This window comes from Pseudonocardia sp. TMWB2A (assembly GCF_017312135.1).
Window position 1 is genome coordinate 1,439,717 of the sequence record NZ_QKQY01000002.1, and the last position, 24,152, is coordinate 1,463,868.

Annotated in this window: 27 protein-coding genes, 1 tRNA gene and 1 other RNA gene; 9 read left to right on the top strand and 20 right to left on the bottom strand. The window is 73.9% G+C overall.

Going from position 1 to position 24,152, the window contains the following annotated elements; genetic code table 11:
* Positions 1-13 precede the first annotated feature (13 nt).
* Complete coding sequence (locus DMP17_RS21170) at positions 14-1,504, bottom strand: cryptochrome/photolyase family protein (RefSeq protein WP_337830390.1); 1,491 nt, start codon at positions 1,502-1,504, stop codon at positions 14-16.
* 65 nt (positions 1,505-1,569) lie between these two features.
* On the opposite strand from DMP17_RS21170, the gene DMP17_RS21175 reads away from it, so the two are divergent.
* Positions 1,570-2,298 carry a VIT1/CCC1 transporter family protein gene (locus DMP17_RS21175; RefSeq protein ID WP_226355412.1) on the top strand — a complete coding sequence of 243 codons (729 nt, stop codon included), beginning with the start codon at positions 1,570-1,572 and terminating at the stop codon, positions 2,296-2,298.
* A gap of 3 nt (positions 2,299-2,301) precedes the next feature.
* On the opposite strand, the gene DMP17_RS21180 is transcribed toward DMP17_RS21175, so the two are convergent.
* The 6 genes from DMP17_RS21180 to smpB all read right to left on the bottom strand — a co-directional run bounded on the left by DMP17_RS21180 (position 2,302) and on the right by smpB (position 7,051).
* A complete protein-coding gene (locus tag DMP17_RS21180; protein ID WP_073578396.1) occupies positions 2,302-2,493 on the bottom strand; it encodes a ferredoxin in 192 nt (63 codons plus the stop codon).
* 5 nt (positions 2,494-2,498) lie between these two features.
* On the bottom strand, positions 2,499-3,722 hold the full coding sequence (locus DMP17_RS21185; protein WP_226355411.1) for a cytochrome P450: 1,224 nt from the start codon (positions 3,720-3,722) through the stop codon (positions 2,499-2,501).
* 107 nt (positions 3,723-3,829) lie between these two features.
* Positions 3,830-4,211: a transfer-messenger RNA gene (gene ssrA, locus DMP17_RS21190) on the bottom strand.
* 113 nt (positions 4,212-4,324) lie between these two features.
* A complete protein-coding gene (locus tag DMP17_RS21195) occupies positions 4,325-5,575 on the bottom strand; it encodes a saccharopine dehydrogenase family protein (protein ID WP_337830391.1) in 1,251 nt (416 codons plus the stop codon).
* A 2-nt stretch (positions 5,576-5,577) separates the two neighbouring features.
* On the bottom strand, positions 5,578-6,537 hold the full coding sequence (locus DMP17_RS21200; protein WP_337830392.1) for an amidohydrolase family protein: 960 nt from the start codon (positions 6,535-6,537) through the stop codon (positions 5,578-5,580).
* A 25-nt stretch (positions 6,538-6,562) separates the two neighbouring features.
* Positions 6,563-7,051 carry an SsrA-binding protein SmpB gene (smpB, locus tag DMP17_RS21205; RefSeq protein WP_060713108.1) on the bottom strand — a complete coding sequence of 163 codons (489 nt, stop codon included), beginning with the start codon at positions 7,049-7,051 and terminating at the stop codon, positions 6,563-6,565.
* Between the two features lie 143 nt (positions 7,052-7,194).
* On the opposite strand from smpB, the gene DMP17_RS21210 reads away from it, so the two are divergent.
* Entirely contained in the window at positions 7,195-8,058 is an 864-nt protein-coding gene (locus DMP17_RS21210) for an NmrA family NAD(P)-binding protein (RefSeq protein ID WP_337830393.1), read from the top strand.
* A gap of 4 nt (positions 8,059-8,062) precedes the next feature.
* Here the strand turns inward: DMP17_RS21210 and ftsX are convergent, their stop codons facing one another.
* The 3 genes from ftsX to DMP17_RS21225 are packed head-to-tail and all read right to left on the bottom strand — an operon-like array spanning position 8,063 to position 10,190.
* Complete coding sequence (gene ftsX / locus DMP17_RS21215; protein ID WP_337830394.1) at positions 8,063-8,965, bottom strand: permease-like cell division protein FtsX; 903 nt, start codon at positions 8,963-8,965, stop codon at positions 8,063-8,065.
* Positions 8,966-9,655, bottom strand: coding sequence for a cell division ATP-binding protein FtsE (ftsE, locus tag DMP17_RS21220; protein WP_226355406.1), 690 nt, complete (start codon positions 9,653-9,655; stop codon positions 8,966-8,968).
* Positions 9,656-9,707: 52 nt separating this feature from the next.
* Positions 9,708-10,190 carry a MarR family winged helix-turn-helix transcriptional regulator gene (locus DMP17_RS21225; RefSeq protein ID WP_226355405.1) on the bottom strand — a complete coding sequence of 161 codons (483 nt, stop codon included), beginning with the start codon at positions 10,188-10,190 and terminating at the stop codon, positions 9,708-9,710.
* A 65-nt stretch (positions 10,191-10,255) separates the two neighbouring features.
* Here DMP17_RS21225 and DMP17_RS21230 point away from each other — a divergent pair, with 65 nt between their 5' ends.
* Positions 10,256-11,476 carry a multidrug effflux MFS transporter gene (locus tag DMP17_RS21230; RefSeq protein ID WP_337830395.1) on the top strand — a complete coding sequence of 407 codons (1,221 nt, stop codon included), beginning with the start codon at positions 10,256-10,258 and terminating at the stop codon, positions 11,474-11,476.
* Between the two features lie 151 nt (positions 11,477-11,627).
* On the opposite strand, the gene DMP17_RS21235 is transcribed toward DMP17_RS21230, so the two are convergent.
* The 5 genes from DMP17_RS21235 to DMP17_RS21255 all read right to left on the bottom strand — a co-directional run bounded on the left by DMP17_RS21235 (position 11,628) and on the right by DMP17_RS21255 (position 16,347).
* Positions 11,628-12,386, bottom strand: coding sequence for a hypothetical protein (locus DMP17_RS21235; RefSeq protein WP_337830396.1), 759 nt, complete (start codon positions 12,384-12,386; stop codon positions 11,628-11,630).
* Entirely contained in the window at positions 12,383-13,489 is a 1,107-nt protein-coding gene (gene prfB / locus DMP17_RS21240; RefSeq protein WP_073578362.1) for a peptide chain release factor 2, read from the bottom strand. The genes DMP17_RS21235 and prfB overlap by 4 nt, the downstream gene beginning before the upstream one ends.
* Before the next feature lie 32 nt (positions 13,490-13,521).
* Positions 13,522-14,031 (bottom strand): helix-turn-helix transcriptional regulator, encoded by a 510-nt coding sequence (locus DMP17_RS21245; protein ID WP_020621783.1) that lies wholly within the window; start codon positions 14,029-14,031, stop codon positions 13,522-13,524.
* A gap of 101 nt (positions 14,032-14,132) precedes the next feature.
* Complete coding sequence (locus tag DMP17_RS21250; protein ID WP_337830397.1) at positions 14,133-15,161, bottom strand: acyl-CoA dehydrogenase family protein; 1,029 nt, start codon at positions 15,159-15,161, stop codon at positions 14,133-14,135.
* 13 nt (positions 15,162-15,174) lie between these two features.
* Positions 15,175-16,347 carry an acyl-CoA dehydrogenase family protein gene (locus DMP17_RS21255; protein WP_226355401.1) on the bottom strand — a complete coding sequence of 391 codons (1,173 nt, stop codon included), beginning with the start codon at positions 16,345-16,347 and terminating at the stop codon, positions 15,175-15,177.
* A 126-nt stretch (positions 16,348-16,473) separates the two neighbouring features.
* On the opposite strand from DMP17_RS21255, the gene DMP17_RS21260 reads away from it, so the two are divergent.
* Positions 16,474-16,716 (top strand): hypothetical protein, encoded by a 243-nt coding sequence (locus tag DMP17_RS21260; protein ID WP_020621780.1) that lies wholly within the window; start codon positions 16,474-16,476, stop codon positions 16,714-16,716.
* Positions 16,717-16,723: 7 nt separating this feature from the next.
* A complete protein-coding gene (locus tag DMP17_RS21265; RefSeq protein WP_062400607.1) occupies positions 16,724-17,116 on the top strand; it encodes a hypothetical protein in 393 nt (130 codons plus the stop codon).
* 6 nt (positions 17,117-17,122) lie between these two features.
* On the opposite strand, the gene DMP17_RS21270 is transcribed toward DMP17_RS21265, so the two are convergent.
* A complete protein-coding gene (locus DMP17_RS21270) occupies positions 17,123-17,887 on the bottom strand; it encodes a tyrosine-protein phosphatase (RefSeq protein WP_337830398.1) in 765 nt (254 codons plus the stop codon).
* Between the two features lie 52 nt (positions 17,888-17,939).
* Positions 17,940-18,410 (bottom strand): redox-sensitive transcriptional activator SoxR, encoded by a 471-nt coding sequence (gene soxR / locus DMP17_RS21275; protein ID WP_337830399.1) that lies wholly within the window; start codon positions 18,408-18,410, stop codon positions 17,940-17,942.
* A gap of 440 nt (positions 18,411-18,850) precedes the next feature.
* On the opposite strand from soxR, the gene DMP17_RS21280 reads away from it, so the two are divergent.
* Both DMP17_RS21280 and DMP17_RS21285 read left to right on the top strand, forming a co-directional pair.
* Positions 18,851-19,687, top strand: coding sequence for a transglycosylase SLT domain-containing protein (locus DMP17_RS21280; protein WP_226367110.1), 837 nt, complete (start codon positions 18,851-18,853; stop codon positions 19,685-19,687).
* Positions 19,688-19,809: 122 nt separating this feature from the next.
* Positions 19,810-21,864, top strand: a complete 2,055-nt coding sequence (locus DMP17_RS21285) for an acyltransferase family protein (protein WP_226355398.1) — start codon at positions 19,810-19,812, stop codon at positions 21,862-21,864.
* 3 nt (positions 21,865-21,867) lie between these two features.
* Here the strand turns inward: DMP17_RS21285 and DMP17_RS21290 are convergent, their stop codons facing one another.
* Positions 21,868-22,092: an RNA-binding S4 domain-containing protein gene (locus DMP17_RS21290; protein WP_178374284.1), complete on the bottom strand. Its 225-nt coding sequence runs from the start codon at positions 22,090-22,092 to the stop codon at positions 21,868-21,870.
* Positions 22,093-22,125: 33 nt separating this feature from the next.
* Here DMP17_RS21290 and DMP17_RS21295 point away from each other — a divergent pair, with 33 nt between their 5' ends.
* Entirely contained in the window at positions 22,126-22,728 is a 603-nt protein-coding gene (locus DMP17_RS21295; protein ID WP_337830400.1) for a class I SAM-dependent methyltransferase, read from the top strand.
* On the opposite strand, the gene DMP17_RS21300 is transcribed toward DMP17_RS21295, so the two are convergent.
* On the bottom strand, positions 22,695-23,297 hold the full coding sequence (locus tag DMP17_RS21300; protein ID WP_337830401.1) for a TetR/AcrR family transcriptional regulator: 603 nt from the start codon (positions 23,295-23,297) through the stop codon (positions 22,695-22,697). The two genes, DMP17_RS21295 and DMP17_RS21300, sit on opposite strands and share 34 nt — an antisense overlap.
* An 87-nt stretch (positions 23,298-23,384) precedes the next feature.
* On the opposite strand from DMP17_RS21300, the gene DMP17_RS21305 reads away from it, so the two are divergent.
* The gene (locus DMP17_RS21305) at positions 23,385-23,963 is read left to right on the top strand and encodes a dihydrofolate reductase family protein (RefSeq protein WP_337830402.1); all 579 of its coding nucleotides are present in this window, start codon (positions 23,385-23,387) and stop codon (positions 23,961-23,963) included.
* Positions 23,964-24,005: 42 nt separating this feature from the next.
* Here DMP17_RS21305 and DMP17_RS21310 read toward each other — a convergent pair.
* Positions 24,006-24,082, bottom strand: a tRNA-Met gene (locus DMP17_RS21310).
* Positions 24,083-24,152: the final 70 nt, after the last annotated feature.

A 24,152-nucleotide genomic window follows, 5' to 3' on the forward strand; every position in this document is an offset into this window, starting at 1 on the left:
CGAGCCCGCCGGTTCAGAACTCCTCGCGGGCGGACTCCTGCTCCAGCAGCGCGTCGAGATCGGTCAGCCGCTTCATCGTGGCGACGGCGCGGGCGGTGCGGTTGTTGCCCGCCATCATCTCCTCGTGGCGGTGCACGAACTGCCAGTAGCCCGCGGTGAACGGACAGGCCTTCTCCCCCACCCTCACCTTCGGGTCGAACGCGCAGCCCGAGCACAGGTCGGTCATCCGGTCGATGTAGGCGCCACCGGAGGCGTAGGGCTTGGTGGCCATCCGGCCGCCGTCGGCGTGCTGGCTCATCCCGATCACGTTGGCGGGCATCACCCAGGCGAACCCGTCGACGAACGCGGTCGCGAACCAGTCGTTGAGCTCCGCAGGCCGGTAGCCACGCTGCATGGCGTGGTTGCCGAGGATCATCAGGCGCGGGATGTGGTGGGTCCAGCCGCGGTCGCGGACCCCGCCCAGGGCGTGCGACAGGCAGTTCGCGGTGACGGCGTCGGCGTCCAGGTCGGTCCACCAGTCCGGCAGCGGGGTGCGGGCCCGCAGGTGGTTGCGACGCGTGTAGCCGCGCCCGAAGCGCCAGTACAGCTGCCAGACGTACTCCCGCCAGCCGAGGATCTGCCGGACGAACCCCTCGACGCTGGACAGCCGGGCGTCCCCGTCGTGGTAGGCCTGCTCGGCGGCGTGCACCGCCTCCAGCGGGTGCAGGGCGCCCAGGTTCATCGGCACCGACAGCAGCGAGTGCGCCATGGCCCAGTCCTGCTCCAGCACCGCGTCCTCGTACGGGCCGAAGGTGTCGAGGCGGTGCCGGACGAAGTGCCGCAGCGCCCGGGTGGCCTCCTCGTGGGTGACGGCGAAGCGGCGCGGCCCGTCGTTGCCGACCGTGGGGTACCCGGCCGCGTCGAGGTCGGCGCGGACCTGCTCGTCGATCCCGTCCTCGCGGGGCTTCCAGGGCGCCTTCACGTCCAGGCGCTCGGCGCCCTTCGGCGGGGACTCGCGGTTGTCGTGGTCGTAGTTCCACTTCCCGCCGACGGGCTTCTCCCCGTCCATGAGCACGGAGAACCGCTCGCGCTGGGCGCGGTAGAACTCCTCCATCCGGAAGGTCTCGCGGTCGCCGGCCCAGTCGTCGAACTCGTCCTTGCCCAGCGCGAAGGTCGGGGTGGGCCGGACCTCGGTCACGAGGCCCTCCTTCACGAAACGGCGCACCATGTCCGACGCCGGGAACGACGTCGGCTGGTGCACCACCACCGGGCGGCCGACCTGCTCCAGCGCCTCGCGGTAGGTGTCGGTGCGCAGGTAGGTGGCCCGGTCGCCGAGCTGCTCGGCGAGGTGACGCATCCCGGACAGCACCAGGTGCAGCTTCTGGCGGTGGTGGCGCCGGCGGCCCAGCGCCCGGGTGGACTCGACGATCACGACCTCGCGGTCGGCGAACTCCTCGGTGTCCCACACGTGCGGGCCGAGCTGGTCGGCGAACAGCCAGAGGGGGGCCGTGTCATCGGACGACATCGGCTCAGTGTCGGTGTGGTCGCACACCTCCGCGCGGCGAGCGCGGTCGTCCTATCGTTGCAGGCGTGAACGATCCGGAGCTGGAGGCGGAGCTCGCCGACCACAGCCACGACCACTCCCATCGGGACGTCTCGGGCGGCTGGCTGCGCGCCGCCACGTTCGGCGCGATGGACGGCCTGGTCACCACGATCGCGCTGGTCGCGGGCGTCGGCGGGGGCGGGGCGGACCGCGACCTGATCGTGCTGACCGGGCTGGCGGGCGTCGTCGCGGGGGCGTTCTCGATGGCGCTGGGCGAGTTCGCCTCGGTCGGCACCCAGAACGACGCGCTCGACGCCGAGGCCGCCGTCGAGCGCCACGAGCTCGCCCTGCACCCGCGCGCCGAGGAGCACGAGCTGGCCTCCCGGTTCCGCGAGATGGGGCTGACCGGGCAGACGGCGGACGCGGTAGCCCGCGAGGTGCACCGGGACCCGGAGCTGGCGCTGCGGATGCACGTCAGCCAGGAGCTGGGCGTCAGCCTGGACGACAAGCCCTCGCCCTGGGTGGCGGCGACGTCGTCGTTCGCCGCGTTCGCGGTCGGCGGGCTGATCCCGCTGACGACGTTCCTGCTCGGCTACGGCTCGCTCGCGCTGGGCCTCGCCGTCGGCGGCGTCGGCCTGCTCGTCGCGGGGGCGCTGACCTCGCGGTTCACCTCCCGCTCGTGGTGGTCGGCGGCGCTGCGCCAGCTGGCGTTCGGCGCCATCGCCGCCGGCGCCACGTACCTGGTCGGCATGCTGATCGGCGTCAGCGCCGCCTGAGGGTCAGTCCTCCACGCTGATCACCCGGGCCGGGCACACGTGCTCGGCCTCCTTCACCGCGTCCCGGTCCCCCTCGGCGGGCGAGTCGGTCAGCAGCTCGACGATCCCGTCGTCGTCCTGGTCGAAGACGTCCGGCGCGGTCACGACACACTGACCGGCCCCGATGCACAGTTCCTTGTCCACGATCACGCGCATGGCCATCAGAATGCCACCGGCAACGCGTGCACGCCGTAGATCGCCATGTCGTCGCGGAACGGGATCTCCGAGTCCGGCACGGTGACCCGCAGTCCCGGGAAGCGCCGCAGCAGCGCCGGGTAGGCGATCTGCAGCTCCAGGCGGGCCAGCGGCTGTCCCAGGCACTGGTGCACCCCGAACCCGAACGCGACGTGCCGGTTCGTCCCGCGGGACACGTCGATCTCGTCGGGGTGCGGCCACTGCCGGGGGTCGCGGTTGGCGGCCTCGGCGGCGAGCACCACGCCCTCCCCCGCCCGCACCGTGACCCCGCCGATCTCCAGGTCCTCGGTCGCGACCCGGCGGCGGCCGATGTGGGTCACGGTCAGGACCCGCAGCAGCTCCTCGACCGCGGCGCGGACCTGCGCGGCGTCGCCGTCGCGGACGACGGCGAGCTGGTCGGGGTGGTGCAGCAGGGTCAGCGTGCCGAGCGCGATCATGTTCGCCGTCGTCTCGTGCCCGGCGACGAGCAGCAGCAGCGCCGAGGCGCTCGCCTCGTCGACGGTGAGGTCCCCGGCCGCAACCCGGGCGGCCATCCCGCCGAGCACGTCGTCGCGCGGCTCGTCCAGCCGCGCCCGGACGAGGCCGGCGAGGTAGTCCTGCAGCGCGTCCGACGCCGCGGCCGACGCCTCCGCGCCCGAGGTCAGGTCGACCATGATCCGGCTCTGCGACTCGAAGAACGCATGGTCGGCGTAGGGGACCCCGAGCAGGTGGCAGATCACCAGCGACGGCAGCGGCAGCGCGAACGCCTGCACCAGGTCGGTCGGGTTCTCCCCCGCCTCCATGGCGTCCAGCAGCTCGGTGACGGTCTGCTCGACCAGCGGCCGGAGACGCTCGATGCGGCGCACGGTGAACTCACCGATGAGCATCCGCCGGTGCCGGGCGTGCTCGGGGCCGTCCATCATGATGAAGCTGCGCCGGCGCCCCCGGGAGCGCACGCGGCGCGACCGCGACGCGGCCGGGTAGCCGTCGCGGTCGGCGTCGGCGGACAGCCGCTCGTCGGCGAGCGCGGCGCGGACGTCGTCGTAGCGGGTGACGAGCCACGGCGTGCTGCCGTCCCAGATACGGACGCGGGCGATCCCCGGCCCGGCGGGGCACTCGTCGTCCCGGATGCGGGCGAGCTCGGCGGGCGGGTCGAAGGGGCACCCGCGCGTCATCGGGTAGGTGGGCACGGGATCGGTCACGGCGGTCATCGGCATCACTCCCACCAAGGATGTTAGCAATGCACAGTTTCATCGCGCAACGATCTTCTCCGGAAACAGGAACGGCCCCGTCCCGGGGTCGGGACGGGGCCGCTGGGCGGTGGAGGTGCCGGGAATCGAACCCGGGTCCTCCGTCGGTTCACGAGGGCTTCTCCGTGCGCAGTCCGCTAGGTCTCTACTCGGATCCACCGGTCACGCGAACAAGCCGGTGTGACGATCCCAGCCGCTGTTGGATGTCCCCTGCGGTTCCGCGGCCGGACCGCAGGGTGAGTCCCCTGAATGATGTCGGGACCCGGAGCGGGGACGCCTCCGGCCCGACAGCCCCTACCTGAAGATCAGGCAGCGAGCGCGTAAGCGCTCTGGGCAGTGCGACTGTTGTCGGCACTTATTTTTTTGCGACGCATGGTTAACGAGATCATCGTCGCCTTCCTCGGCACGCTTCACCTCGATCAACGATCGGAGTCGAAACCGTTCACCCCCTGGTCGGGTCCCGGAGGACCCGCAGTCCACCTGCACTCCGCCCGGACGTACCCGGGCGGACGCACAGCATAACGCCCCGCGCCCGCCCGATCATCCCGGTTACCGGTGGCGTGTCACCCCGCCGCGACCTCGTAGGTGTGCTCCGCGGCCCGCAGCCGGTCGACCAGCACGTCACCCAGCGCGGTGGCCGGGGTGAGACAGCCCGCGCGGTCGGGCAGCGCGGACCCGCCCAGGGCCAGCGCGAGGCCCGCCTCGCCGAACATCACCGCGGTGGCCCCGTAGCCGGGGTCGCCGGGACCGGAGACCCGCACCCGGTAGCGACGCCCGGACTCGGTCTCGGCACGCACGTCCATCCGGAACCAGCCGCGCTCGCGGGTCCGCTCCGACGGCCCGGTCCCGGGCGCGGGCAGCACCCGGTCGAGCAGCGGGCGGATCGGCGGCACCATGAACGCGCCGACCAGCGCGCCGAGCCCGCCGGTGACCACACCCGCGGTGATCGCCCCGGACACCCCGCGACCGCAGCCCTGGAGCTCGCCGTAGCGCAGGCCGCGGCCGTAGGCGTGGTCGAGCAGCGCGTTGGAGCGGCGCACGATCCGGGTGTTGTAGGACGCCATCACGAACGGCGCGGTCCAGGTGCCGTCCGGGAGCCGGGCGGGCGGTCCCGCGTCACCCGGCTGCGACGGCGTCGGCTCGGCCGAGGGGTCGGGGCTCAGCGAGTGCGGGCGGGCGGCCAGGCGCCGGGCGTCGCGGTCGGTGCGGACGGTGTCGAGCTGCCCGCGCAGCGAGTCCACCGTGCCGCCCGAGACCCCGCCGCGCATCGTCGCGACCGTGCGGACCTCGGTGAGCCCACCCGCACCGTCGGCCTGTGCGGCCCGGTGCGCGAGGAACACCCCCAGGTCGGAGGGGACGGAGTCGTAGCCGCAGGAGTGCACGATCCGCGCGCCGCTGGCGCGGGCGGTGTCGTGGAAGCGGTCGATCGCCTCGCGGACGAACAGCACCTCACCGGTGAGGTCGGCGTAGTGGGTGCCGGCCCGCGCGCACGACCCGACCAGCCCCAGGCCGTACTTCGCGTACGGGCCGACCGTGCTCAGCACGACGCGGGCGCCCGCGGCGAGCCGGTCGGTCGCGGCCGGGTCGGCGGCGTCGGCGACGATCAGCGGCCAGTCCCGCGCCGACGCGGGCAGCGCCGCCCGGGTCGCGGCGAGCCTCGCCTCGGAGCGGCCGGCCAGCGCGATGCGCACCCCGGGCGGGGCGTGCTCGGCGAGGTGACGGGCGATGAGGCCGCCGACGAAGCCGGTCGCACCGTAGAGGGCGATGTCGACCGGGGCGGCCGCGCCGTTCCCGTCGTTCTGCGGGCTGACCATGTCTAGGAGCTCCTCGGGGTCTCGGCCGCGGGGCCGGGGGTGGCGTGTCGGACGGGGTCGACGCCCAGCAGCGCGGCCGGGGCGTCGTACAGGACCGAGCGCAGGAACGCCGCGCCGAGGCGGGGCTCGGCGGCGGCCCAGCCGGCGATCGCGGCGAGCTGCTCGGCGTAGGCGTAGGGGATGTTGGGGAAGTCGGTGCCGAGCACGATCCGCCCCGGGTGCTCGGCCAGGCGTGCCGGCCAGTCCGGCGGCAGCGGCGCGATCCGCTGGGAGAACGCGGTCCCGACCATCGTCGTGTCGAGCACCAGGTTCGGGAACCGGTCCAGCAGCTCCAGCGCGCCCCGGAAGTCCGGCATGCCCGCGTGGGCCAGCACGATCCGCAGATCGGGGTGCGCCGCCAGTACCTCGGCGAAGATCCCGAGGCCGGTGTGCTCGCCGGGGATCGGGCCGTCGCCGCAGTGGACGACGGCGGGCACACCCGCGTCGGCCAGCAGGCCCCAGGCGTCGCGCAGCAGGGGGTCGCGCGGGTCGAACCCGCCGACCTGGACGTGCACCTTGACCATCCGCGCCCCGTCGGACACGGCACGGCCGAGGTAGTCCACGACGGACGGTTCCGGGTAGAGCGTCACGGTGCGCACCGCGCGCGGGTGGGCGTCGGCGAACCCGCCGGCCCAGCCGGTGAGCCACTCCCCCATGCCCGGCTTGTGCGGGTAGGTCAGGGGCGCGAACGCGAGCACCCCGAGGCGTTCGAGGATCGCGTACCGCTCCTGTTCGGGCAGCCGGTACTGCACCGGCCACGGGGTGCCGTAGTGGGTCTCAGCGGCGTCGAAGTAGGCCCAGACCTTGTCGAGCATGCGCTGGGGCAGGAAGTGCACGTGCACGTCGACCAGGCCGGGCAGGTCCAGCTCGGCGGTCCAGCGGGGCACGTCGGCGTCGTCGGAGGGTGGCACGGGGAGATCCACGGCCCCACCCTAGGCGGGCCGTGGCTCAGCCGCGCAGGTCCCGGGCCCGCCCCTTGGCCGCACGGCCGACGGCGCGCGCGATCTCCTTCTGGGCGTCCTTCTTGGCCAGGTCGCGGCGCTTGTCGTAGTCCTTCTTGCCCTTGGCGAGCGCGATCTCGCACTTGACCTTGCCGTCGTTGAAGTACAGCGACAGCGGCACCAGGGTGAGCCCGCCCTCGCGGGTCTTGCCCATCAGCCGGTCGATCTCCCCACGGTGCAGCAGCAGCTTGCGGGTGCGGCGCGGCTCGTGGTTGGTCCAGCTGCCGCGCACGTACTCCGGGATGTGCAGGTTGCGCAGGAAGATCTCGCCGTCGTCGATGGTGGCGAAGGCGTCGACCAGCGACGCCCGGCCCAGACGGAGGCTCTTCACCTCGGTCCCCTTGAGCGCGACCCCGGCCTCGAACTCCTCCAGGATCGCGTAGTCGTGCCGGGCCCGACGGTTCTGCGCGATCACCTTCCGGCCCTGTTCCTTCACACGACCAGCCTACCCGCGCACCGCCACCGGTATCCGACCGCGGCATCGCCGGAGCAGTGCTCTTGCACTTCGGCGGCGCCGAGTGCAGACTCAGTTGTGAGAGCAGTGCTCTCGTATCAGATCGGCGATCACAGGAGACGGGCATGACGACGACGGTGCTGGTGACCGGGGCGACCGGCGGGATCGGCGGGCACCTGCTGACCGCGCTGGCCGGTCGTGACGTGACGGTGCGGGCGCTGGTCCGCGACCCCGACCGCCTCGGCGACGCCGCCGGCGTCGAGGTCGTGCGGGGCGACCTGCGCGACCCGGACGCCGTCGCCACGGCGCTGCACGGGGTCGACGCGGCGTTCCTCAACTCGCCCTCGGCCCCCGACGCCGCGACCACCCAGATCGCGGTGGCCGACGCCGCCGCGACCGCCGGGGTGTCCCGGCTGGTGCTGCTGTCGCAGTTCGCGGCACGGGCGGACTCCCCGGTGCGGTTCCTGCGCTGGCACGCCGCGGTGGAGCAGCACGTCCACGACCTGGGGATCGGCCACGTGGTGCTGCGGCCGAACCTGTTCATGCAGGGCCTGCTGGCCTTCGCCCCCCTGATCGCCGCGACCGGCCGGTTCGGCGCCCCGATCGGCGACGCCGCGGTGAGCGCGGTCGACGTGCGCGACATCGCCGACGCCGCCACGGCCGTGCTCACCGGCGCCGGACCGGACGGTGCGGTGCACGACCTCACCGGGCCGCGCGCCGTCACCCACGCCGGGATCGCCGCGGCCCTGACCCGGGCCACCGGGCACCCGGTCGCGTTCGACGACCTCACCCCGGAGGCGTTCGCCGCCGTCCTGGACGGGGTGCTGCCGCCCTGGCAGGCCGCGGGACTGGTCGAGGACTACGCCCACTACGGGCGGGGCGAGGCGGCGCGGGTGGACGACGCCGTGGCCGTCCTCACCGGCCACCCGGCCCGCACCCTGGAGGAGTTCGCCCGCGACCACGCCGCGGCGTTCGCCCCCGCGGGGTGAGCGCTCAGACCTTCACATAGGCGCGCAGGGTCACGTAGCCGGTGACCCCCGCGACGAGGGCCCCGGTGGGCACGAGCAGCGCCGAGACCACCAGCACGTCGGTGATCCGGACCGGCGGGATCACGCCGGCCTGACCCATCGCGGTGAACAGGTCGTCGACGACGGCGTACTTGGCCGCGACCAGGCCGATCCCGGCGAGCGCCCCGCCGACGGCCCCGGCGATGGCGGCCTCGACCAGGAACGGCAGCTGGGTGGTCCAGCGCGTCGCCCCGACCAGGCGCATCACGCCGACCTCGGTGCGCCGCATGAACGCCGAGACCTGCACCGTGTTGGAGATCAGCAGGATCGCCGCGAGCGCCTGTACGACGGCGAGCGCGAACGCCACGTTGCGCACCCCGTTCAGGAAGTCGAACAGGGTCCCGACGACGTCGCGCTGGTCGATCACCCCGCGCACCCCCGGCCGACCCTCGACGGCGGCCCGGGCGGCCGCGGCGCCCGCCTGCTGGTCGGTCAGGGTGACCCGCAGCGTGGCGGGCAGCGACTGCGGCCGGGCGACGTCGGCGACCGACTGCCCGGCGAACAGCTCACGGAACCGGGTCCAGGCCTGCTGCTGGGACTCGAACGAGACCGAGCCGACGCCCGGGGCGGCCTCCAGCGCGCTCCGCACCGACGCGCACGTCGGCCCGCTGCAGTCCGGGTCGGTCTCCGAGACGTCCGGGGTGAGCGCCACCTGGATCTCGAGCCGGTTCGTGTAGAGCGCGGAGATGTCGTCGATGGTGCGCAGCACGAGCAGGCCCGCACCGACCGACATCAGGGTGACCGCGGTGGTCAGCACCATCGCGACGGTCATCGTGACGTTGCGGCGCAGACCGGAGGAGACCTCGCGGGTGAGCAGGGCGGGGCGCATCTACCGGCCCGCCCCGTACACCGCGCGGGCCTCGTCACGCAGCACGCCGCCGTCGGCCAACTCGATCACCCGGCGGCGCATCGCGTCCACGATGGACGAGTCGTGGGTGGCCATCAGCACCGTGGTGCCCGCGCGGTTGATGCGCTCCAGGACCTGCATGATCTCCCGCCCGGTCTCGGGGTCGAGGTTGCCGGTGGGCTCGTCGGCCAGCAGCAGCGGGGGCCGGTTGACCGACGCCCTGGCGATCGCGACGCGCTGCTGCTCACCGCCGGACAGCTCGTGCGGCAGCCGCTCGGCCTTGCCCTGCAGCCCCACCATCTCCAGCAGCTCCGGGACGGCGATCCGGATCTCCGACGGCCTGCGCCCCAGCACCTCGAGCGCGAACGCGACGTTGCCGGCGACGGTGCGCTTGGGCAGCAGCCGGAAGTCCTGGAACACGCAGCCGATCCGCTGGCGCAGCTTCGGCACCTTGCGCCGGGGCAGCCCGGCGACGTCGAGGCCGTCGATGAGGATGGATCCCGAGGTGGGGACGTCCTCGCGCAGCAGCAGCCGCAGCAGCGTCGACTTGCCCGACCCGGACGGTCCGATCAGGAACACGAACTCGCCCGCACCGACCGTCGCGGAGACCCGGTCCAGCGCCGGACGCCCGGACGCCGGGTAGCGCTTGGTGACGTCCCGCAGCTCGATCACGGAGCGGGACGGTACCGCCGCCCGGAGTACACGGGCCGTGACGACACGCCCGTCAGACCGGTCCGGCGGCGACCGGGTCCCGCGACGGGTCGAGCGCACCGGCGAGCCGGTCCAGGACGGGGGCCGCCGCACGCAGCGCGACGGCATCGGTGCCGTCCAGGTCGCCGAGCGCACGCCGGATCTGCCGTGTCCAGGCCGCGTCGAGGAGCTCGCGGTGCCGGGCGGCCCGTGCGGTGGGGTGGAGCAGGGCGCGACGGCCGTCGGCCGGGTCGGTCCGGCGCTCCACGAGGTCCCGCTCGACCAGCGACCGGACGGTGGTGCTGACGTTGCTGGCCTGCAGGCCGAGCCCGCGGGCCACCGCCGAGACGGGGTGCCCGGGGCGCGCGGAGACCCACCGCAGGACCTCGTGCTCGGACCCGGTGATCGCGTCCAGCCCGACCGCGCGCTCCCCCGCCGCCCGCAGGACGCGCGACAGGTCGTGCACCGCCTCGACCAGCGCCGCCCAGTCGTCGTCGTGCTCCTCGACCTTCGTCACAGTCGCAATACTACTCGATAATTCATATATAGTTTCATAGCTGATTGCCGTGCGAGAGGACCGTCATGACCGTGGGGACCGAGCAGGCCGCGCCGAGGACGACGCGGGGGCGCGCCGTGCCGGACGGCGTGTGGATCAGCGTTCTCGCGCTGCTGACGGCGGTGGCGCCGCTGGCCACCGACATGTACCTGCCGGTGCTGCCGACGGTGGCGACCGAGCTGGTGGCGTCGGCGTCGGCGGCGCAGCTGACCCTGACCGCGTTCCTGGTGGGGCTGGCGGCCGGGCAGCTGGTGATCGGCCCGCTCTCGGACAGCTGGGGGCGGCGACGACTGGTCCTCGCCGGCACGGTCCTGCTGTTCGTCGCGTGCCTGGCGAGCGCGGTCGCGCCGTCGGTCGCGGTGCTCGTCGTCGCCCGGTTCCTGCAGGGGTTCGGCGGGGCGGCCGGCCTGGTGCTGAGCCGCGCGATGATCTCCGACCGCACCACCGGCGCGCGGACCGCGCAGCTGTTCTCCCTGATGATGGCGATCAACGGGATCGCACCGGTGGTCGCACCGGTGATCGGCAGCTCGCTCGGCGGGGTCGTCGGCTGGCGGGGCATCTTCGTGGCGCTCGCCGGGCTGGCGCTGCTCATGCTGGTGTCGTCGCTGCTCGCGGTGCACGAGACGCTGCCGGCCCCGGCCCGTACCTCCGGCGGTGTGCGACGGACCTTCTCCGACGTCGGGGCGCTCCTGCGCCGCCGTCGCTACGTCGGCTACGTGCTGGCCTTCGCCACGTCGTTCTCGATGATGTTCGCCTACATCTCCGGGTCGCCGTTCGTGCTGCAGCAGACCCTCGGCCTCTCCACGACGCAGTACGCCCTCGCCTTCGGGGCGAACGCGGCCGGGCTGGTGCTGGGCAACATCGTCAGCAGCCGGCTCGCCGCACGGGTCGCCCCGCGCCGCCAGCTCGTCGTCGCCGTCGGGGGGCTGGTCGTGCTGTGCGCGGCGCTGCTCGTCGTGGTGCTGCTCGGCGCCGCCCGTTGGCCGGTGCTCGTGCTGCTGTTCGCGACCCTGGCCACGCTCGGGTTCGTGATGGGCAACAGCGCGGCGCTGGCGACCGGCGAGGTCCGCGACCGCGCCGGGACGGGCTCGGCCCTGCTGGGGGCCACCCAGTTCGGCCTCGGCGCCCTGGTCTCACCGCTGGTCGGGTCGAGCGCGACGGCCATGGCCGTGACCATGCTGACCGCGGCCACGCTCTCCGCCGTGTCGCTCGCCGCCCTGACCCGCGGGGCGACCACGCCCCGCTGAGCCCGCCCCGCGCACTCGTCGGCCCGGCCGCCGCGACGCCGAGATGCAGCTCAGCGGGAACTGTCGATCTCCACGGCCCGCTGAGCTGCATCTCGGTGCACCGCGCCGACCCGGGGCGAGGCGCGCGGGCGACGGGACGCGGGGCCCGTCGTCAGGGGGCGGTGATCTCCACCGGCAGCCCGGGCTCGCTGAAGGAGACGGTCACCGCGCCCGGGACCGCGGCGCCGGCGTCCTGCGTCCCGGTGGCCGGGGCCTGCGGCTCCAGGCGCAGCCGGAGCAGCCGTCCGCGGTCGGCGGGGGCGGCGTCGGGGGCACCGAGCCAGGCGGTGAACCGCGGGGTCGGCGAGACCAGCCCGGCGAGCTCGTCGAGCCGGGTCCCGACCGCGGGGTCCGGGGCGCCGGCCCGTGCGGCGGCGAGGTCCACCGACCCGGTGTACGTCGTCGCGGCGACGCCGTCGACGTCCGTGGTCCCCGGCGCGGCGACGACGTCGCGCAGCCCGGGCGCGGCGTGCAGCATCCCGCCGACCGCGCCGACCGGGAGGAGCCCCGTGGACAGCGGCTGCCAGCGGTCGCTGCCGCCGAACCGGACCCAGGCGCGGTCGTCGAGCACCCTGACCTGGGCACCACGGGTGCCGAGGGCGACGGTGAGGTCCGCGGCGAACGGGGTGAAGCGGGCGGGGCCGGAGGCGCGCACCGGGCCGGTGACCGAGTCCAGCTCGACGTCGACCCGCGCCGACCCGGCGTCGGCGAGCGCGGTGCCCGCGGCGGCCACGGTGTCCTGCGCCGACGGCGCGGCGGACGCGGGCGGCGCCCCGTCGGCGGACGGCTCCGGGGACCCCGTCGTGCATCCGGCCAGGGCGAGGACGAGGAGGGCGCCGCAGACGGCGGACGCCCGGCGACCCCGGCTCACGAGGCCGATTCGGTCTGCTTGCGCCAGCGGATGCCGGCCTCGATGAACTCGTCGATCTGGCCGTCGAGCACCTGCGAGGGGTTGCCCTCCTCGTGCTCGGTGCGCAGGTCCTTCACCAGCTGGTACGGGTGCAGCACGTAGTTGCGCATCTGGTTGCCCCAGGAGGACCCGGCCTCCTTGAACGAGTCGCGCAGCTCGCGCTCCTCCTGCCGGCGCCGCTCCAGCAGCTTCGCCTGCAGCACGGCCATCGCCGACGCCTTGTTCTGCAGCTGGGAGCGCTCGTTCTGGCAGGCGACGACGATCCCGGACGGGATGTGGGTCAGCCGGACCGCCGAGTCGGTGGTGTTGACGCCCTGGCCGCCGGGCCCGGACGCGCGGAACACGTCGACCCGCAGGTCCTTCTCGTCGATCTCGATGTGGTCGGAGGTCTCGACGACCGGGGCCACCTCGACACCGGCGAACGACGTCTGGCGCCGCCCCTGGTTGTCGAACGGCGAGATCCGCACCAGGCGGTGGGTGCCGGCCTCGACCGACAGCGTCCCGAACGCGTACGGCGCGTGGACGGCGAAGGTGGCCGACTTGATGCCGGCCTCCTCGGCGTAGGACGTCTCGTAGACGTCGGTGCCGTAGCCGTGGCGTTCGGCCCAGCGCAGGTACATGCGCAACAGCATCTCGGCGAAGTCGGCGGCGTCGATGCCCCCGGCCTCGGACCGGATGGTCACCAGGGCCTCGCGCTCGTCGTACTCGCCCGAGAGCAGGGTGCGGACCTCCAGTGAGGAGATCTCGCTGCGGAGCTTCGCGCGCTCGGCGTCGGCGTCCGCGACGGCGGACTCGTCGCCCTCGTCCTCGGCGAGCTCGTAGAGCACCGGCACGTCGTCGAGGCGGCGGCGCAGGTCGTCGAGCCGGCGCAGGTCGCCCTGGGCGTAGGCCAGCCGGCTGGTGATCTGCTGGGCGGCGTCGACGTCGTCCCAGAGGTCCGGCCGGCCCGCCTGCTCGGACAGTTCCTCGATCTCCTGGCGCAGCCGGGGCACGTCGGCGACGGCCTCGATGCTGGACAGGGTGGTGTCGAGGTCCTTCAGGTCGGCCTGGACGTCGGAGTTCACAACCGTCGAGGGTACGCGGGGTGGGCCCCGGTTCAGTCCTGGGGGATCGCGTCGATCAGCTTGATCATCGCCCGGGTGTGGGCGACGGCGAAGTCCGCGACCGGACGGCCGTAGGGGTCGTCGGTCGCACGGGCGGCGGCGCGGGCCACCGCGAGCCGCTCGGCGTAGGCCTCACGGGCGGCCGCGACGAGCTCGGTGCGCTGCTTGACCGTCAGCGTCCCCGCGTGCAGCAGCCGCAGCACCAGCGGGCTGCGGACGGCGTCGGCGTCGCCGCCGGTGGCGAGCCAGTGCTTGAACGACCGCTTGCCGGCCGCGGTGATCACGTACTGCTGGCTGGCCCGCGGGCCCTGCTTGCCCAGGCGCAGCAGCGCCTCCTCGGTCAGCGCGGGCAGCTCGCGGTAGACCTGGCTGCGGGTGACGGAGAAGAACAGGCCGAACCGCTCACCGGCCGCCGCCACCAGCTGCCCGCCGGTCATCGGCCCGCCGTGGAGCAGACCGAGGAGGGCGGCGGCGGTGGCGTTGACCGGTGTGACGGGTGCCATCGTCCGACGGTCCCACGTCCGCGCCGGGCGCGCGAGTCCACAGCGCACATCCGCCCTGAGCAGACGGGGTGCACTGTGGCCTCACGCGGCCCACGGACGGGTCAGGCCCCGATGGTCAGGGAGGCGATCCGCTCGCGGGAGACGGCGACGTCGCCGTACTGGCCGGCGAGCCGCTTGGCGCGCTTGTAGAAGAAGTGCGCCTCGTGCTCCCAGGTGTAGCCGATGCCGCCGTGGAACTGGATCATCGCCGCGGTCGCCTGGAGCGCCACGTCGCTGCTCTTGGCCTTGGCGACGGCGACGGCGAGCTCGGCACCGTCGAGCCCGGTGTCCACCGCGTGCGCGGCGTAGAGCGCCGCGTGCTCGGCCATCGTGACCCCGACGTGCAGGTCGGCCAGCGCGTGCTTGAGCGCCTGGAACGACCCGACGGGCACCCCGAACTGGGTGCGCTCGCGGTCGTAGGCGACGGTGCGGGTCAGCGCCTCGCGGGCGATGCCGACCAGGTCCGCGGCGACCAGCACGGTCGCCCGGTCGGTCAGCTGCCTCTGCAGCTCGACGGTGGTGCCGGGCAGCGCCTCGGCGGTCCCGCCGCCCAGCGACGCGAGCCGGGTGGTGCCGTCGTAGCTGCCGACCGGCGACGCCGTGGCGCCGGTGACCAGCGCCAGCCCGGGCAGGCCGTCCTCGGCCGGGGCGACGACGACGTCGGCGACGGCGCCGTACTCCACCACCGGCAGGCCGGTCGCGGCGCTGCCCCGGGTGGTGAACGCGCCGACCGCCTCGCCCGCGGCGAGCTTCGGCAGCCAGGCCGCCTTCTGCTCGTCGGAGCCGGCGAGCCGGATCGCGTCGGCGGCGAGCACGGTGCCGCGCCACGGGCCGGGGGCGACGCCCGCCCCGAGCGCGCGGGCGATCACCTGGGCCTCGACCAGGCCGAGGCCGAGGCCGTCGTGGTCCTCGTCGACGGTGACCGCGGTCCACCCCTGCTCGCCGGCGGCGCGCCACAGCGACGCCGGGTTGCCGTCGTCGGACGGGTTCTCGACGACCGTCCGCACGGCGGCGAGGTCGAAGCGCTCGGCCAGGTAGTCGCGCACCGCGGTGCCGAACTCCTGCTGGTCCTGGGTGAGTGCGAAGAACATGTGTCCGCTCCCCTTACCGCGGCAGGCCGAGCACGCGCTCGGCGGTGACGTTGCGCTGCACCTGCGACGAGCCGCCCCAGATGGTGACCGAGCGCGACCACATGGCCTGGGCGTGCAGCGGGCGCAGGTCGGTGCCGTCGGGCAGTGCGTCGAGCGTGGCGTCCTCGCCGAGGATCCGGTCGTAGACCTCCCACAGGTCCTGGAACGCCTCGGACCACTGCAGCTTGGTCATCGACGCCTCGAAGCCGAGGTCGCGGCCCTGCTCGACCTGGGTGAGCACGTGCATCGAGTGCAGCCTCAGGCACTCCAGCTCGACCAGGACGCGGGCCAGGTCGTCGCGGATCACCGGGTCGGTGTCGCGGCCGAGCCTCCGGGCGACGGCGGCGATCTCGTCGTACTGACGACGGAACTCGGTGTACTGGGAGATGCCGGACGCGCCGCGCTCGAACGAGAGCAGCAGCATCGCGGTGCGCCAGCCGTCACCGATCTCGCCGAGGCAGTCGACGGCCGGGACGCGGGCGTCGTCGAAGAAGACCTCGCCGAACTCGCTGGCCCCGCTCATCTGGCGCAGCGGGCGCGCGGTGACGCCGGGCTGGTCCATGTCGATGAGCAGCATCGAGATGCCGCGGTGCTTCTCCGACCCGGCCTCGGTGCGGACCAGGGTGAAGATCTTGTCGCCGTGCACGGCGTTGGTGGTCCAGACCTTCTGGCCGTTGACGACGAAGTCGTCACCGTCGCGGACGCCCTTGGTGGACAGCGCCGCGAGGTCGGAGCCGGCGCCGGGCTCGGAGAAGCCCTGGCACCACACGACCTCGTTGCGCAGCAGCGGGCCGATGATCTCCTTCTTCTGCGCGTCGGTGCCGATCGCCATGACCGTCGGCGCGAGGAAGGTCAGCCCGAGCGGGTTGACCGTGCGCGGCGCCTGGGCGCGGACGGTCTCCTCGTCGTAGATGGCCTTCATGCCGGGCGTACCGCCGCGGCCGCCGTACTCGACGGGCCACTGAATGCCGGCGAACCCGGCGTCGGCCTTGTCCCGCTCCCAATCGCGCCGCAGCCGGAAGCTCTCGGAGTCCTCCAGGGACTCCCAGAACCCGGGGCGGGTCCACTCCTGCGGGATGTGGGCGCCGAGCCAGGAGCGCAGTTCCGTGCGGAACTCCTCCTCGGCCGGGGTGAAGGTGAGGTCCATGGATGAGCACCCGTTCTTCGTGTGAGGTCGGCACTGTCCCGCCCCGGAGCCTTCCATACCCGCCGGTAACCTGCTGTCCGCGGCGTGTCCGTGGCCCGGGCGGTATGCAGGGAGTAGCCTTTCGGTATGCGCAGCGAGCGGGTGACGGTCACGCTGCCGGCGGAGCTGGTGGCCGAGGCGAGGGACGCGGTGTCCCGCGGATCGGCGGCGAGCCTGTCCGCCTACGTGGCGGAGGCCGTGCAGGCACGGCAGGACCGGGACCGTTCCCTGGCCACCCTGGCCGACCTCTACGGCGGTCCCCCGCCGGCCGACGAGCTGGATGCCGCGCGCCGTTCGCTGCGCCCGGTCCCGCCCGTGGCCGTCGGCTGAGCCCGCGATGATCGGCGGACGCGTACTCGACTCCTCGGCTCTGGCGGCCTTCGCGACCGGTCGCCCCGTCTACATGCGTGCCCTGGTCTGGGCCGCGGTGGAGGAGAACATCGTGCTCGCGGTGCCCAGCGCCGCCCTCGGCCGCGCCTGGTCGATGGTCGACGCCGAGCACCACGCCGCACTGCAGGTCCTGCTGGGCCTGCCGAACACCGTGATCCACGAGCTGTCCCCGGAGAGCGCCCAGGAGGCCGGGCTGCTGCTGGCCTCCCAGGGGCTCGACGACATCGTGACCGGCCAGGTCGTCACCGCCGCCCGGCGACGGGGCTGGCCCGCGGTCACCGGGGACCCGGGGTCGCTGCGCAAGCTCGACCCGATGGTGCCGATCGAGGAGCTGCCCTGAGCGTGCTCAGGCGCTCCCGTCGCGCAGCCGGGTCCGGAGGCGCGCCAGCTCGTCATCGGTGAGGCCGTTCTTGCGCAGCCAGCCGACCGGGCCGCCGTGGCGCTCGTCGAGCAGCCGCAGGAACTCGGCCATGACCTCGGCCCGCGGGCGGTGCCGGTCGATCTCCTCGGCTGGCGGCATCGGCTCACCGGAGGCGGTCGTCCACTTCCGGAACAGGGCGTCGATCCGGGTCGCGGACAGCGCGTAGTCGGCGGTGATCTCCTCCCGCGGCACCCCGACCGCGGCGCACACCAGCGCGACGAGCACCCCGGTGCGGTCCTTGCCCGCGGCGCAGTGCACGACGGTCGTGCCGGAGTCCAGGGCCGCGATCCGGCGGACCCCGTCGACGACGTACTCGCCGCGGCCCTCCAGGTAGGCGAGGTAGTGGCCGAGCATCGGATCGACCGCCGCGTGGGTGTCCTCGATCTCGGGCAGCGCGATCCCGGTCTCGGGGATGAAGCTGAGCCGGTGCACCGGCACCCCGGCGTCGGCGAGCGCACCGAGGCCGTAGGTCGTGCGTTCGTGGTCGGTGCGCAGGTCCAGCACCTGCGCGACGCCCAGCTCGTCGGTGAGGTACGCGACGGCGGCCGGGACCAGCCCCTCCAGGGACTCGGTGCGCAGCAGGACGCCGGTGCGGACGCGGCCCCCGCCGTCGAGCGGGAGGCCGCCGACGTCACGGGCGTTGGCGAGGCCGTCGACGGTCAACCAGCGGTCCGGTACGAGATCGGTCACGACCCCAGGTTAGGCAGCCCGGGGCGCCACGGCAGCGGTCGCGACGCAGGGTTCACCGGCCGTGCACCGGCGGGCGGCGCAGCGCGGCGGGCAGCACCCGGGCACCGTCGCCGTACGCGGCGGCGGCGTCGCCGGGGTTGACCAGCCGGCAGGTCGTCATCGACAGGCAGCCGCAGCCGATGCAGCCGTCGAGACCGTCGCGCAGGGCGGTCAGCGCGTCGATCTGCTCGTCGAGCCTGCCGCGCCAGGACCGCGACAGCCGCGCCCAGTCCGACCGGGTGGGCGTGCGGTCCGCGGGCAGCGCGTCGAGGGCGGCGCGGACCTCCTCCAGCCCGATCCCGATGGACCGGGCCGCCCGGACGAAGGCGAGCCTGCGCAGCACGCTGCGCCGGTAGCGGCGCTGGTTGCCCGAGGTCCGGGTCGCGGAGATCAGCCCCTCGCGCTCGTAGAAGCGCAACGCCGAGTGCGGGAACCCGCTGCGCTCGACGATCTCCCCGATGGTCAGCAGGTCGCCCGTGTCCATCCCCGTCCCCCGTCCCGTTACCCCGCCGAGGCCGCCCCCACACGCCGTTCCGCGCATCGGGACGGCCCGTACAAACCTCGAGCCGACTCCAGTATTGCGCCGTTCGTCGTGAGCCCGCCACCTGCGGGGACCGCCGTCCGTCGGCCGAGGCGCACCGTCCACCGGGTTGCGTCCCACACGCCCTCAAGATCACGAAACCGGTGAACGGTGTCTGTCGCGCGGCGACCGACGACCCCGGGGCTGGACCCCCGCGGCGGGGCCCTCTACGGTCATCCCCAGTCATCACGGCCCGATCACGAGCGGGCTGGAGCCGGACTCCCCGACCGGCTCACCCGGGACCCCCGACCCGGCCGTTCGTGCGCGGCGCCGTCCGTGATCTGAAAGGCGTTTCCTTGCCCGGACACCGCTCCCCCGGTGGCCACCACGGGTTCCCCCGACCCGTGGCGACCACACCCGCAGCGACGGCCGCTGCACCGTCCCTCCGTTCCCCGCGGCACGGCGGCCCCGCGCACGCCGCGCGTCGTGCGGGCACCCGCACGGCCGCCACCGGCGCCGCGTTCGGCGTGCTCGCCTCCGGCGCGTTCGCCGCGATCGTCCCGACCACTCTGGACGGGACCTCGACGCAGGCCGACGCCGAGGAGGGCGGCACCACCGCCGCCACGACGCTGGCCGCGTACTCCGCGAACATCCCCTCGGCCACGAAGGCCACGGACGGCTCGACCTCCGGCTTCTTCAGCCCGGTCTCCTTCGCCCAGCCGTCCGCCGCGTCGGGCGCGCTGCAGGCCGCCGCCCCCGCCCAGGACGCCGACCTCGCGTCCATGGGCAAGGCGCACGAGATCGCGACGAAGATCGCCGCCGAGCACGCCAAGGCCGCCGCGGCCGAGCAGGCGCGCCAGGCCGAGAAGGCCCGGATCGACGCGATCGTCGCCCAGGGCGGGCTGGACGGCTGGATCGCCGAGGCCCTGGACCACATGGGGCTGTCCCAGTCCTACGCGACCGGGCTCAAGCGGATCATCCTCAAGGAGTCCAACGGGAACCCGCACGCCATCAACAACTGGGACTCCAACGCCGCGGCCGGCAACCCGTCCGAGGGCCTCATGCAGGTCATCCCCTCGACGTTCGCGGCCTACGTGCACCCGGACTTCGCGGACCGGGCGATCACCGACCCGATCGCGAACATCACCGCGGGCGTCCGCTACATGATCGACCGCTACGGCATCGACACCCTCGACGCGGGTGGCCGGGTCGGCAGCCACGGCGGATACATCGGATACTGAGCGAGACCCTGACCCCACGAGCGGCGGTCACCGGGGGAACCCGGTGGCCGCCGTCGTCGTTGTAGGGGTCGAATCGTAAACTTCCCTTTACCCAACCGTGCCCGAACGAGGAGCTGCCACTCGTGACGTCCCCCGGTGGAGCACCCGCCACCCGCACCGGAACGACGGTCGGGGGCGCCACGCGTTCCCGGTTCCGCCCGGAGCTGCAGGGCCTGCGCGCCCTGGCGGTGCTGCTGGTGGTCGTCTACCACGTCTGGGTCGGCCGGGTCTCCGGCGGCGTCGACGTGTTCTTCCTGATCACCGGCTTCCTCATCACCGGTGGCCTGTACCGGGCGGCGGCGCGGGGCGGGGTCGACGTGCTCGCCACCTGGCGGCGCCAGTTCTCCCGGCTGCTGCCGGCGATCACGGTCGTCCTCACGGCCGGGGTGGTGGCCGGGTTCTGGCTGCTGCCGGAGAACCGGTGGATGCCGACCGTCCGGGAGACGGTCGCGTCGCTGCTGTTCCTGCAGAACTGGGAGCTGGCACACAACTCGGTCGACTACGCGGCCCGTGACAACGCGGCGAGTATCGTCCAGCACTTCTGGTCGCTGTCCATCCAGGGCCAGTTCTACCTGCTCGCGCCGCTGGTCGTGGCCGGTGTCGCGATCGCGACCCGGCGGGACGGGGCCGACCTGCACCGACGGCTCACCGGCACGCTGCTCGCCGTCGGCGGGGCCTCGTTCGCGTACTCGGTGTACCTGACGCTGGTGAACCAGCCGCTCGCCTACTTCCACTCCGCGACGCGGGTCTGGGAGTTCGCGCTCGGCGGGCTGCTGGCGCTGTGGATCTCCCGGATCGAGGACCGGCCGGAGCTGACCCCCGGCACCCGCGCGGTGCTCGGCTGGGGCGGCGTGGCCGCGCTGGTCTCCTGCGGGATCCTGCTCCAGGTCGACCGCGCGTTCCCCGGCTGGGCGGCGCTCTGGCCGACGCTGGCAGCGGCGATGGTGCTGGTCGCCGGGCGGTCCGGGCACCGGTTCGGCGTCGACCGCCTGCTGTCGGGACGGGTGCTGCGCACGATCGGCGACATCTCGTTCCCGCTGTACCTGTGGCACTGGCCGATCCTGACGCTCACGCTGGTGCGCACCGGGCAGGACCGGCTGGACCTCGAGCAGGGTGCCGCCGTGATCGCGGTGTCGTTCGTGCTGGCCTGGCTGACCCACCGGTTCGTCGAGCAGCGGGTCGCCGCACTCGACGTGCGCCGCGCGCTGCGCACCGGCGGGGTGCTCGCGCTGACCGTGCTCGTCGCGGCGGGCTCCTGGTACGGGCTGGCCGCCGCGCGGGCGTCGACGCCGGTGCTGGCGGGCTCGCCGTCGCACCCGGGCGCGGTGGCGCTGTCCCCGCAGTTCGACCTCGCCTCGCTCGACCCGGCCGACGCCGAGCTGACCCCGTCGCTGGTGCAAGCGCCCGACGACTGGAGCTACCACGGCACCAGCTGGGACTGCGGGCCCTCCGAGCACGGCGCGGAGCTCGAGGTCTGCACCGTACCCGCGCCGGACCCGGAGACCTCGGAGCGGACGGTCGCCGTGGTCGGCGACTCGCACGCCCAGCAGTACGCCGCCTCGCTCGCGGTGATCGCCGAGCAGCGCAACTGGTCGATGGTGGGCATGTTCCGCGGGGCCTGCCCGATGTCGGTGCGCTCGGAGACCGTCGCCGACGACCAGGGCTGCACCGACTGGAACGCCGCGGTGCACGACCAGCTGGTCGAGATGCACCCCGACGCGGTCCTGACCCTGGCCAGCCGCGACGTGCGGCCCGGGCTGCACGAGCAGACCCCCGAGGGGTTCGTGCAGGCCTGGCAGCGGCTCGACGCGGCCGGGATCCCGGTCGTCGCGGTCCGCGACAACCCGCGGTTCGACTTCAACGTGGTCGACTGCGTCGCCACGCAGGGCCGGGGCGCACCGGACTGCGAGGTCGACCGGCACACGCTGTACCAGCCGTACCCGCCGTGGTCGGCGGTCCCGGGCGTCCCGCCGAACGTGGTGTTCGCCGACGTGGCCGACGGCATCTGCGACCCGGCGGTCTGCCGCAGCGAGGTGGGCAACGTGCTCGTCTACATGGACGACAACCACCTGACCGCGACCTACGCCGAGACCCTCGCCCCGACGCTCGCGACGGCGTTCGACCACCTCGGCTGGTGAGCCTCAGGCCGGGCGGACGCTCCGCCCGGCCACGGAGACGACGTCGCCGCGCCGGATCTGGGCGCCCCGGCGGTGCTCCGGTGCCCCGTTGACCGTGACCTCGCCCGCCTCCAGGATCTCGCGGGCGTGCACGCCGTCCTCGGCGAGCCCGGCGAGCTTCAGGAACTGGCCGATCCGGATCGGCTCCTCACGGATGGGCACGTCCTGCGGGGGCTGTGGCGTCCTCATGTCCCCAGTGTCCCCGCCGTAGCATCACCCGGCGTGGGTGACCACTACTTCAGCGCCACGCCGTCCGTCGCGAGCCACCGCGGGTCGGTCCGCCTGCACACGTCCGACGTGGACCTGTCGCTGGTGACCGACACCGGGGTCTTCTCGCACAGCCGTCTCGACCGCGGGACGAAGGTGCTGCTCGACACCGCACCGATGCCGCCGGTCCGCGGCCCGCTGCTCGACGTCGGCTGCGGCTACGGCCCGATCGCGCTCACCCTGGCCAGCCGGCGCCGCCGGCTGCCGGTGTGGGCGGTGGACCTCAACGAGCGCGCGCTCGGCCTCACCCGGGAGAACGCCGACGCGGCCGGGCTGGGCAACGTGACCGCCTGCCGGCCCGAGGAGGTCCCCGACGACGTCACCTTCGCCGGGATCTACTCCAACCCGCCGATCCGCTCCGGCAAGGCCGCGCTGCACGAGCTGCTGCTGCGCTGGCTCCCGCGGCTCCTCCCGAACGGGCGGGCGTACCTGGTGGTGGCCAAGAACCTGGGCTCGGACTCGCTGCAACGGTGGCTGAGCGACGAGCAGGGCTTCCCGACGACCCGCCTGGCCTCCGAGCGCGGCTACCGGGTGCTGGAGGTCGCACCGGCGCCCTGAGCGGGCGGGAGCAGCCCGTCGACGAGTGCGTCGACGACGGTGTCGGTCGGGGTGTCCGGGTCGATGGACAGGGTCAGCCGGTCCAGGAGCAGGCCGTCGACCGCGTAGTGGAACAGCGCGATCTCCGCGGGCCCGCCGGGCAGCCCCGCGGCCCGGTTGTAGGCGACGTCGGCGGCGAACCCGGTGCGCAGCCACTCCCCCATGACCTCGGCGACCTCCGGGCGCCGGGCGGCCTCCAGGCGGAGCTCGAACAGCGCCAGCGTCACGTCCCGCTCGGCACCGAGCCGGCGCACGATGTCGCGGATGTGGTCGGCGAACATCGCGGGCCCCGCCTCCCCCGCACGCAGCCCGGCGACGGTGTCCGGGTCCGGCGCCAGCCGCTGCCCGATCCGGTCGGCCAGCGCGCGGACGAGCTCGGCGCGGGTCCGGAAGTAGTTCGACGCCGTGCCGGTCGGGACGCCGGCCTCCCGGTCCAGCGCGCGGTGGGTCAGTCCCCGGGCGCCCTCGCGGGCCAGGACGGCCAGCCCCGCGTCGGCCAGCCGCTGCCTGCGGTCGTCGTTGCGTGCCATGCGGGCACCCTAGACGAACCACGACGTCTGTTGTACTTTCGATGACCACGACACCCGTCGTGGTTCTTTCGACCCGGAGGTCCGCGCATGCGCGAGCTCGTCTACTACGTCGCGGTCTCGCTCGACGGCCGCATCGCGGCCCCCGACGACACCTTCGACGCCTTCCCGCAGACCGGCGACCACATCGACATGATCCTGCGGGAGTGGACCGACACGGTCCCCGCCGTCGGACTGGAGATGCTCGGGCTGACCGCGGACAACAGCCGGTTCGACACCGTGCTGATGGGCTGGAACACCTACGCCGCGGGCCTGGCGGTCACCGCCGACCCGTACCCGCACCTGGAGCAGTACGTCTTCTCCCGCAGCCGTCCCGCCGACGCGGTACCCGCCGGGATCACCCTGACCGGGCGCGACCCGGTGGAGCTCGCCCGCGAGCTGAAGCAGCGCGACGGCGCCGGCATCTGGCTCTGCGGGGGCGGGCGCCTCGCCGCCGCGCTGGCCGGTGAGATCGACCGGCTGGTGCTCAAGGTGAACCCGGTCGTGCTCGGGTCGGGCAAACCCCTGTTCGACGACGGCGGCGGGTACCACCCGCGGTCGTGGGAGCCGGTGCGGTCGACCCCGTACCGCTCCGGCGTGGTCGTCGCCGAGTACGCGCGGACCCCCTGACAGGACGAAGGCCCCCGGGGTGTCCCCGGGGGCCTTCGTGAGTGGTAGCGGGGGCAGGATTCGAACCTGCGACCTCTGGGTTATGAGCCCAGCGAGCTACCGAGCTGCTCCACCCCGCGCCGTCCGGGACCGCGTGCGATCCCGTCTGTGTTGTGTCACCACCGTACACCGGACGTTCACCGACCCTCC

Bases quoted from the DNA above. Each gene is read 5' to 3' on its own strand.
- DMP17_RS21195 (WP_337830391.1), bottom strand. From the start codon at position 5,575: ATGGTCAGCCCGCAGAACGACGGGAACGGCGCGGCCGCCCCGGTCGAC.
- DMP17_RS21305 (WP_337830402.1), top strand. From the start codon at position 23,385: ATGCGCGAGCTCGTCTACTACGTCGCGGTCTCGCTCGACGGCCGCATC.
- DMP17_RS21230 (WP_337830395.1), top strand. From the start codon at position 10,256: ATGACCGTGGGGACCGAGCAGGCCGCGCCGAGGACGACGCGGGGGCGC.
- DMP17_RS21290 (WP_178374284.1), bottom strand. From the start codon at position 22,092: ATGAGGACGCCACAGCCCCCGCAGGACGTGCCCATCCGTGAGGAGCCG.
- DMP17_RS21210 (WP_337830393.1), top strand. From the start codon at position 7,195: ATGACGACGACGGTGCTGGTGACCGGGGCGACCGGCGGGATCGGCGGG.
- soxR (WP_337830399.1), bottom strand. From the start codon at position 18,410: ATGGACACGGGCGACCTGCTGACCATCGGGGAGATCGTCGAGCGCAGC.
- DMP17_RS21300 (WP_337830401.1), bottom strand. From the start codon at position 23,297: ATGGCACGCAACGACGACCGCAGGCAGCGGCTGGCCGACGCGGGGCTG.
- DMP17_RS21170 (WP_337830390.1), bottom strand. From the start codon at position 1,504: ATGTCGTCCGATGACACGGCCCCCCTCTGGCTGTTCGCCGACCAGCTC.
- DMP17_RS21245 (WP_020621783.1), bottom strand. From the start codon at position 14,031: ATGGCACCCGTCACACCGGTCAACGCCACCGCCGCCGCCCTCCTCGGT.
- DMP17_RS21255 (WP_226355401.1), bottom strand. From the start codon at position 16,347: ATGGACCTCACCTTCACCCCGGCCGAGGAGGAGTTCCGCACGGAACTG.
- DMP17_RS21265 (WP_062400607.1), top strand. From the start codon at position 16,724: ATGATCGGCGGACGCGTACTCGACTCCTCGGCTCTGGCGGCCTTCGCG.
- DMP17_RS21185 (WP_226355411.1), bottom strand. From the start codon at position 3,722: ATGACCGCCGTGACCGATCCCGTGCCCACCTACCCGATGACGCGCGGG.
- DMP17_RS21260 (WP_020621780.1), top strand. From the start codon at position 16,474: ATGCGCAGCGAGCGGGTGACGGTCACGCTGCCGGCGGAGCTGGTGGCC.
- ftsX (WP_337830394.1), bottom strand. From the start codon at position 8,965: ATGCGCCCCGCCCTGCTCACCCGCGAGGTCTCCTCCGGTCTGCGCCGC.
- DMP17_RS21180 (WP_073578396.1), bottom strand. From the start codon at position 2,493: ATGCGCGTGATCGTGGACAAGGAACTGTGCATCGGGGCCGGTCAGTGT.
- DMP17_RS21250 (WP_337830397.1), bottom strand. From the start codon at position 15,161: ATGTTCTTCGCACTCACCCAGGACCAGCAGGAGTTCGGCACCGCGGTG.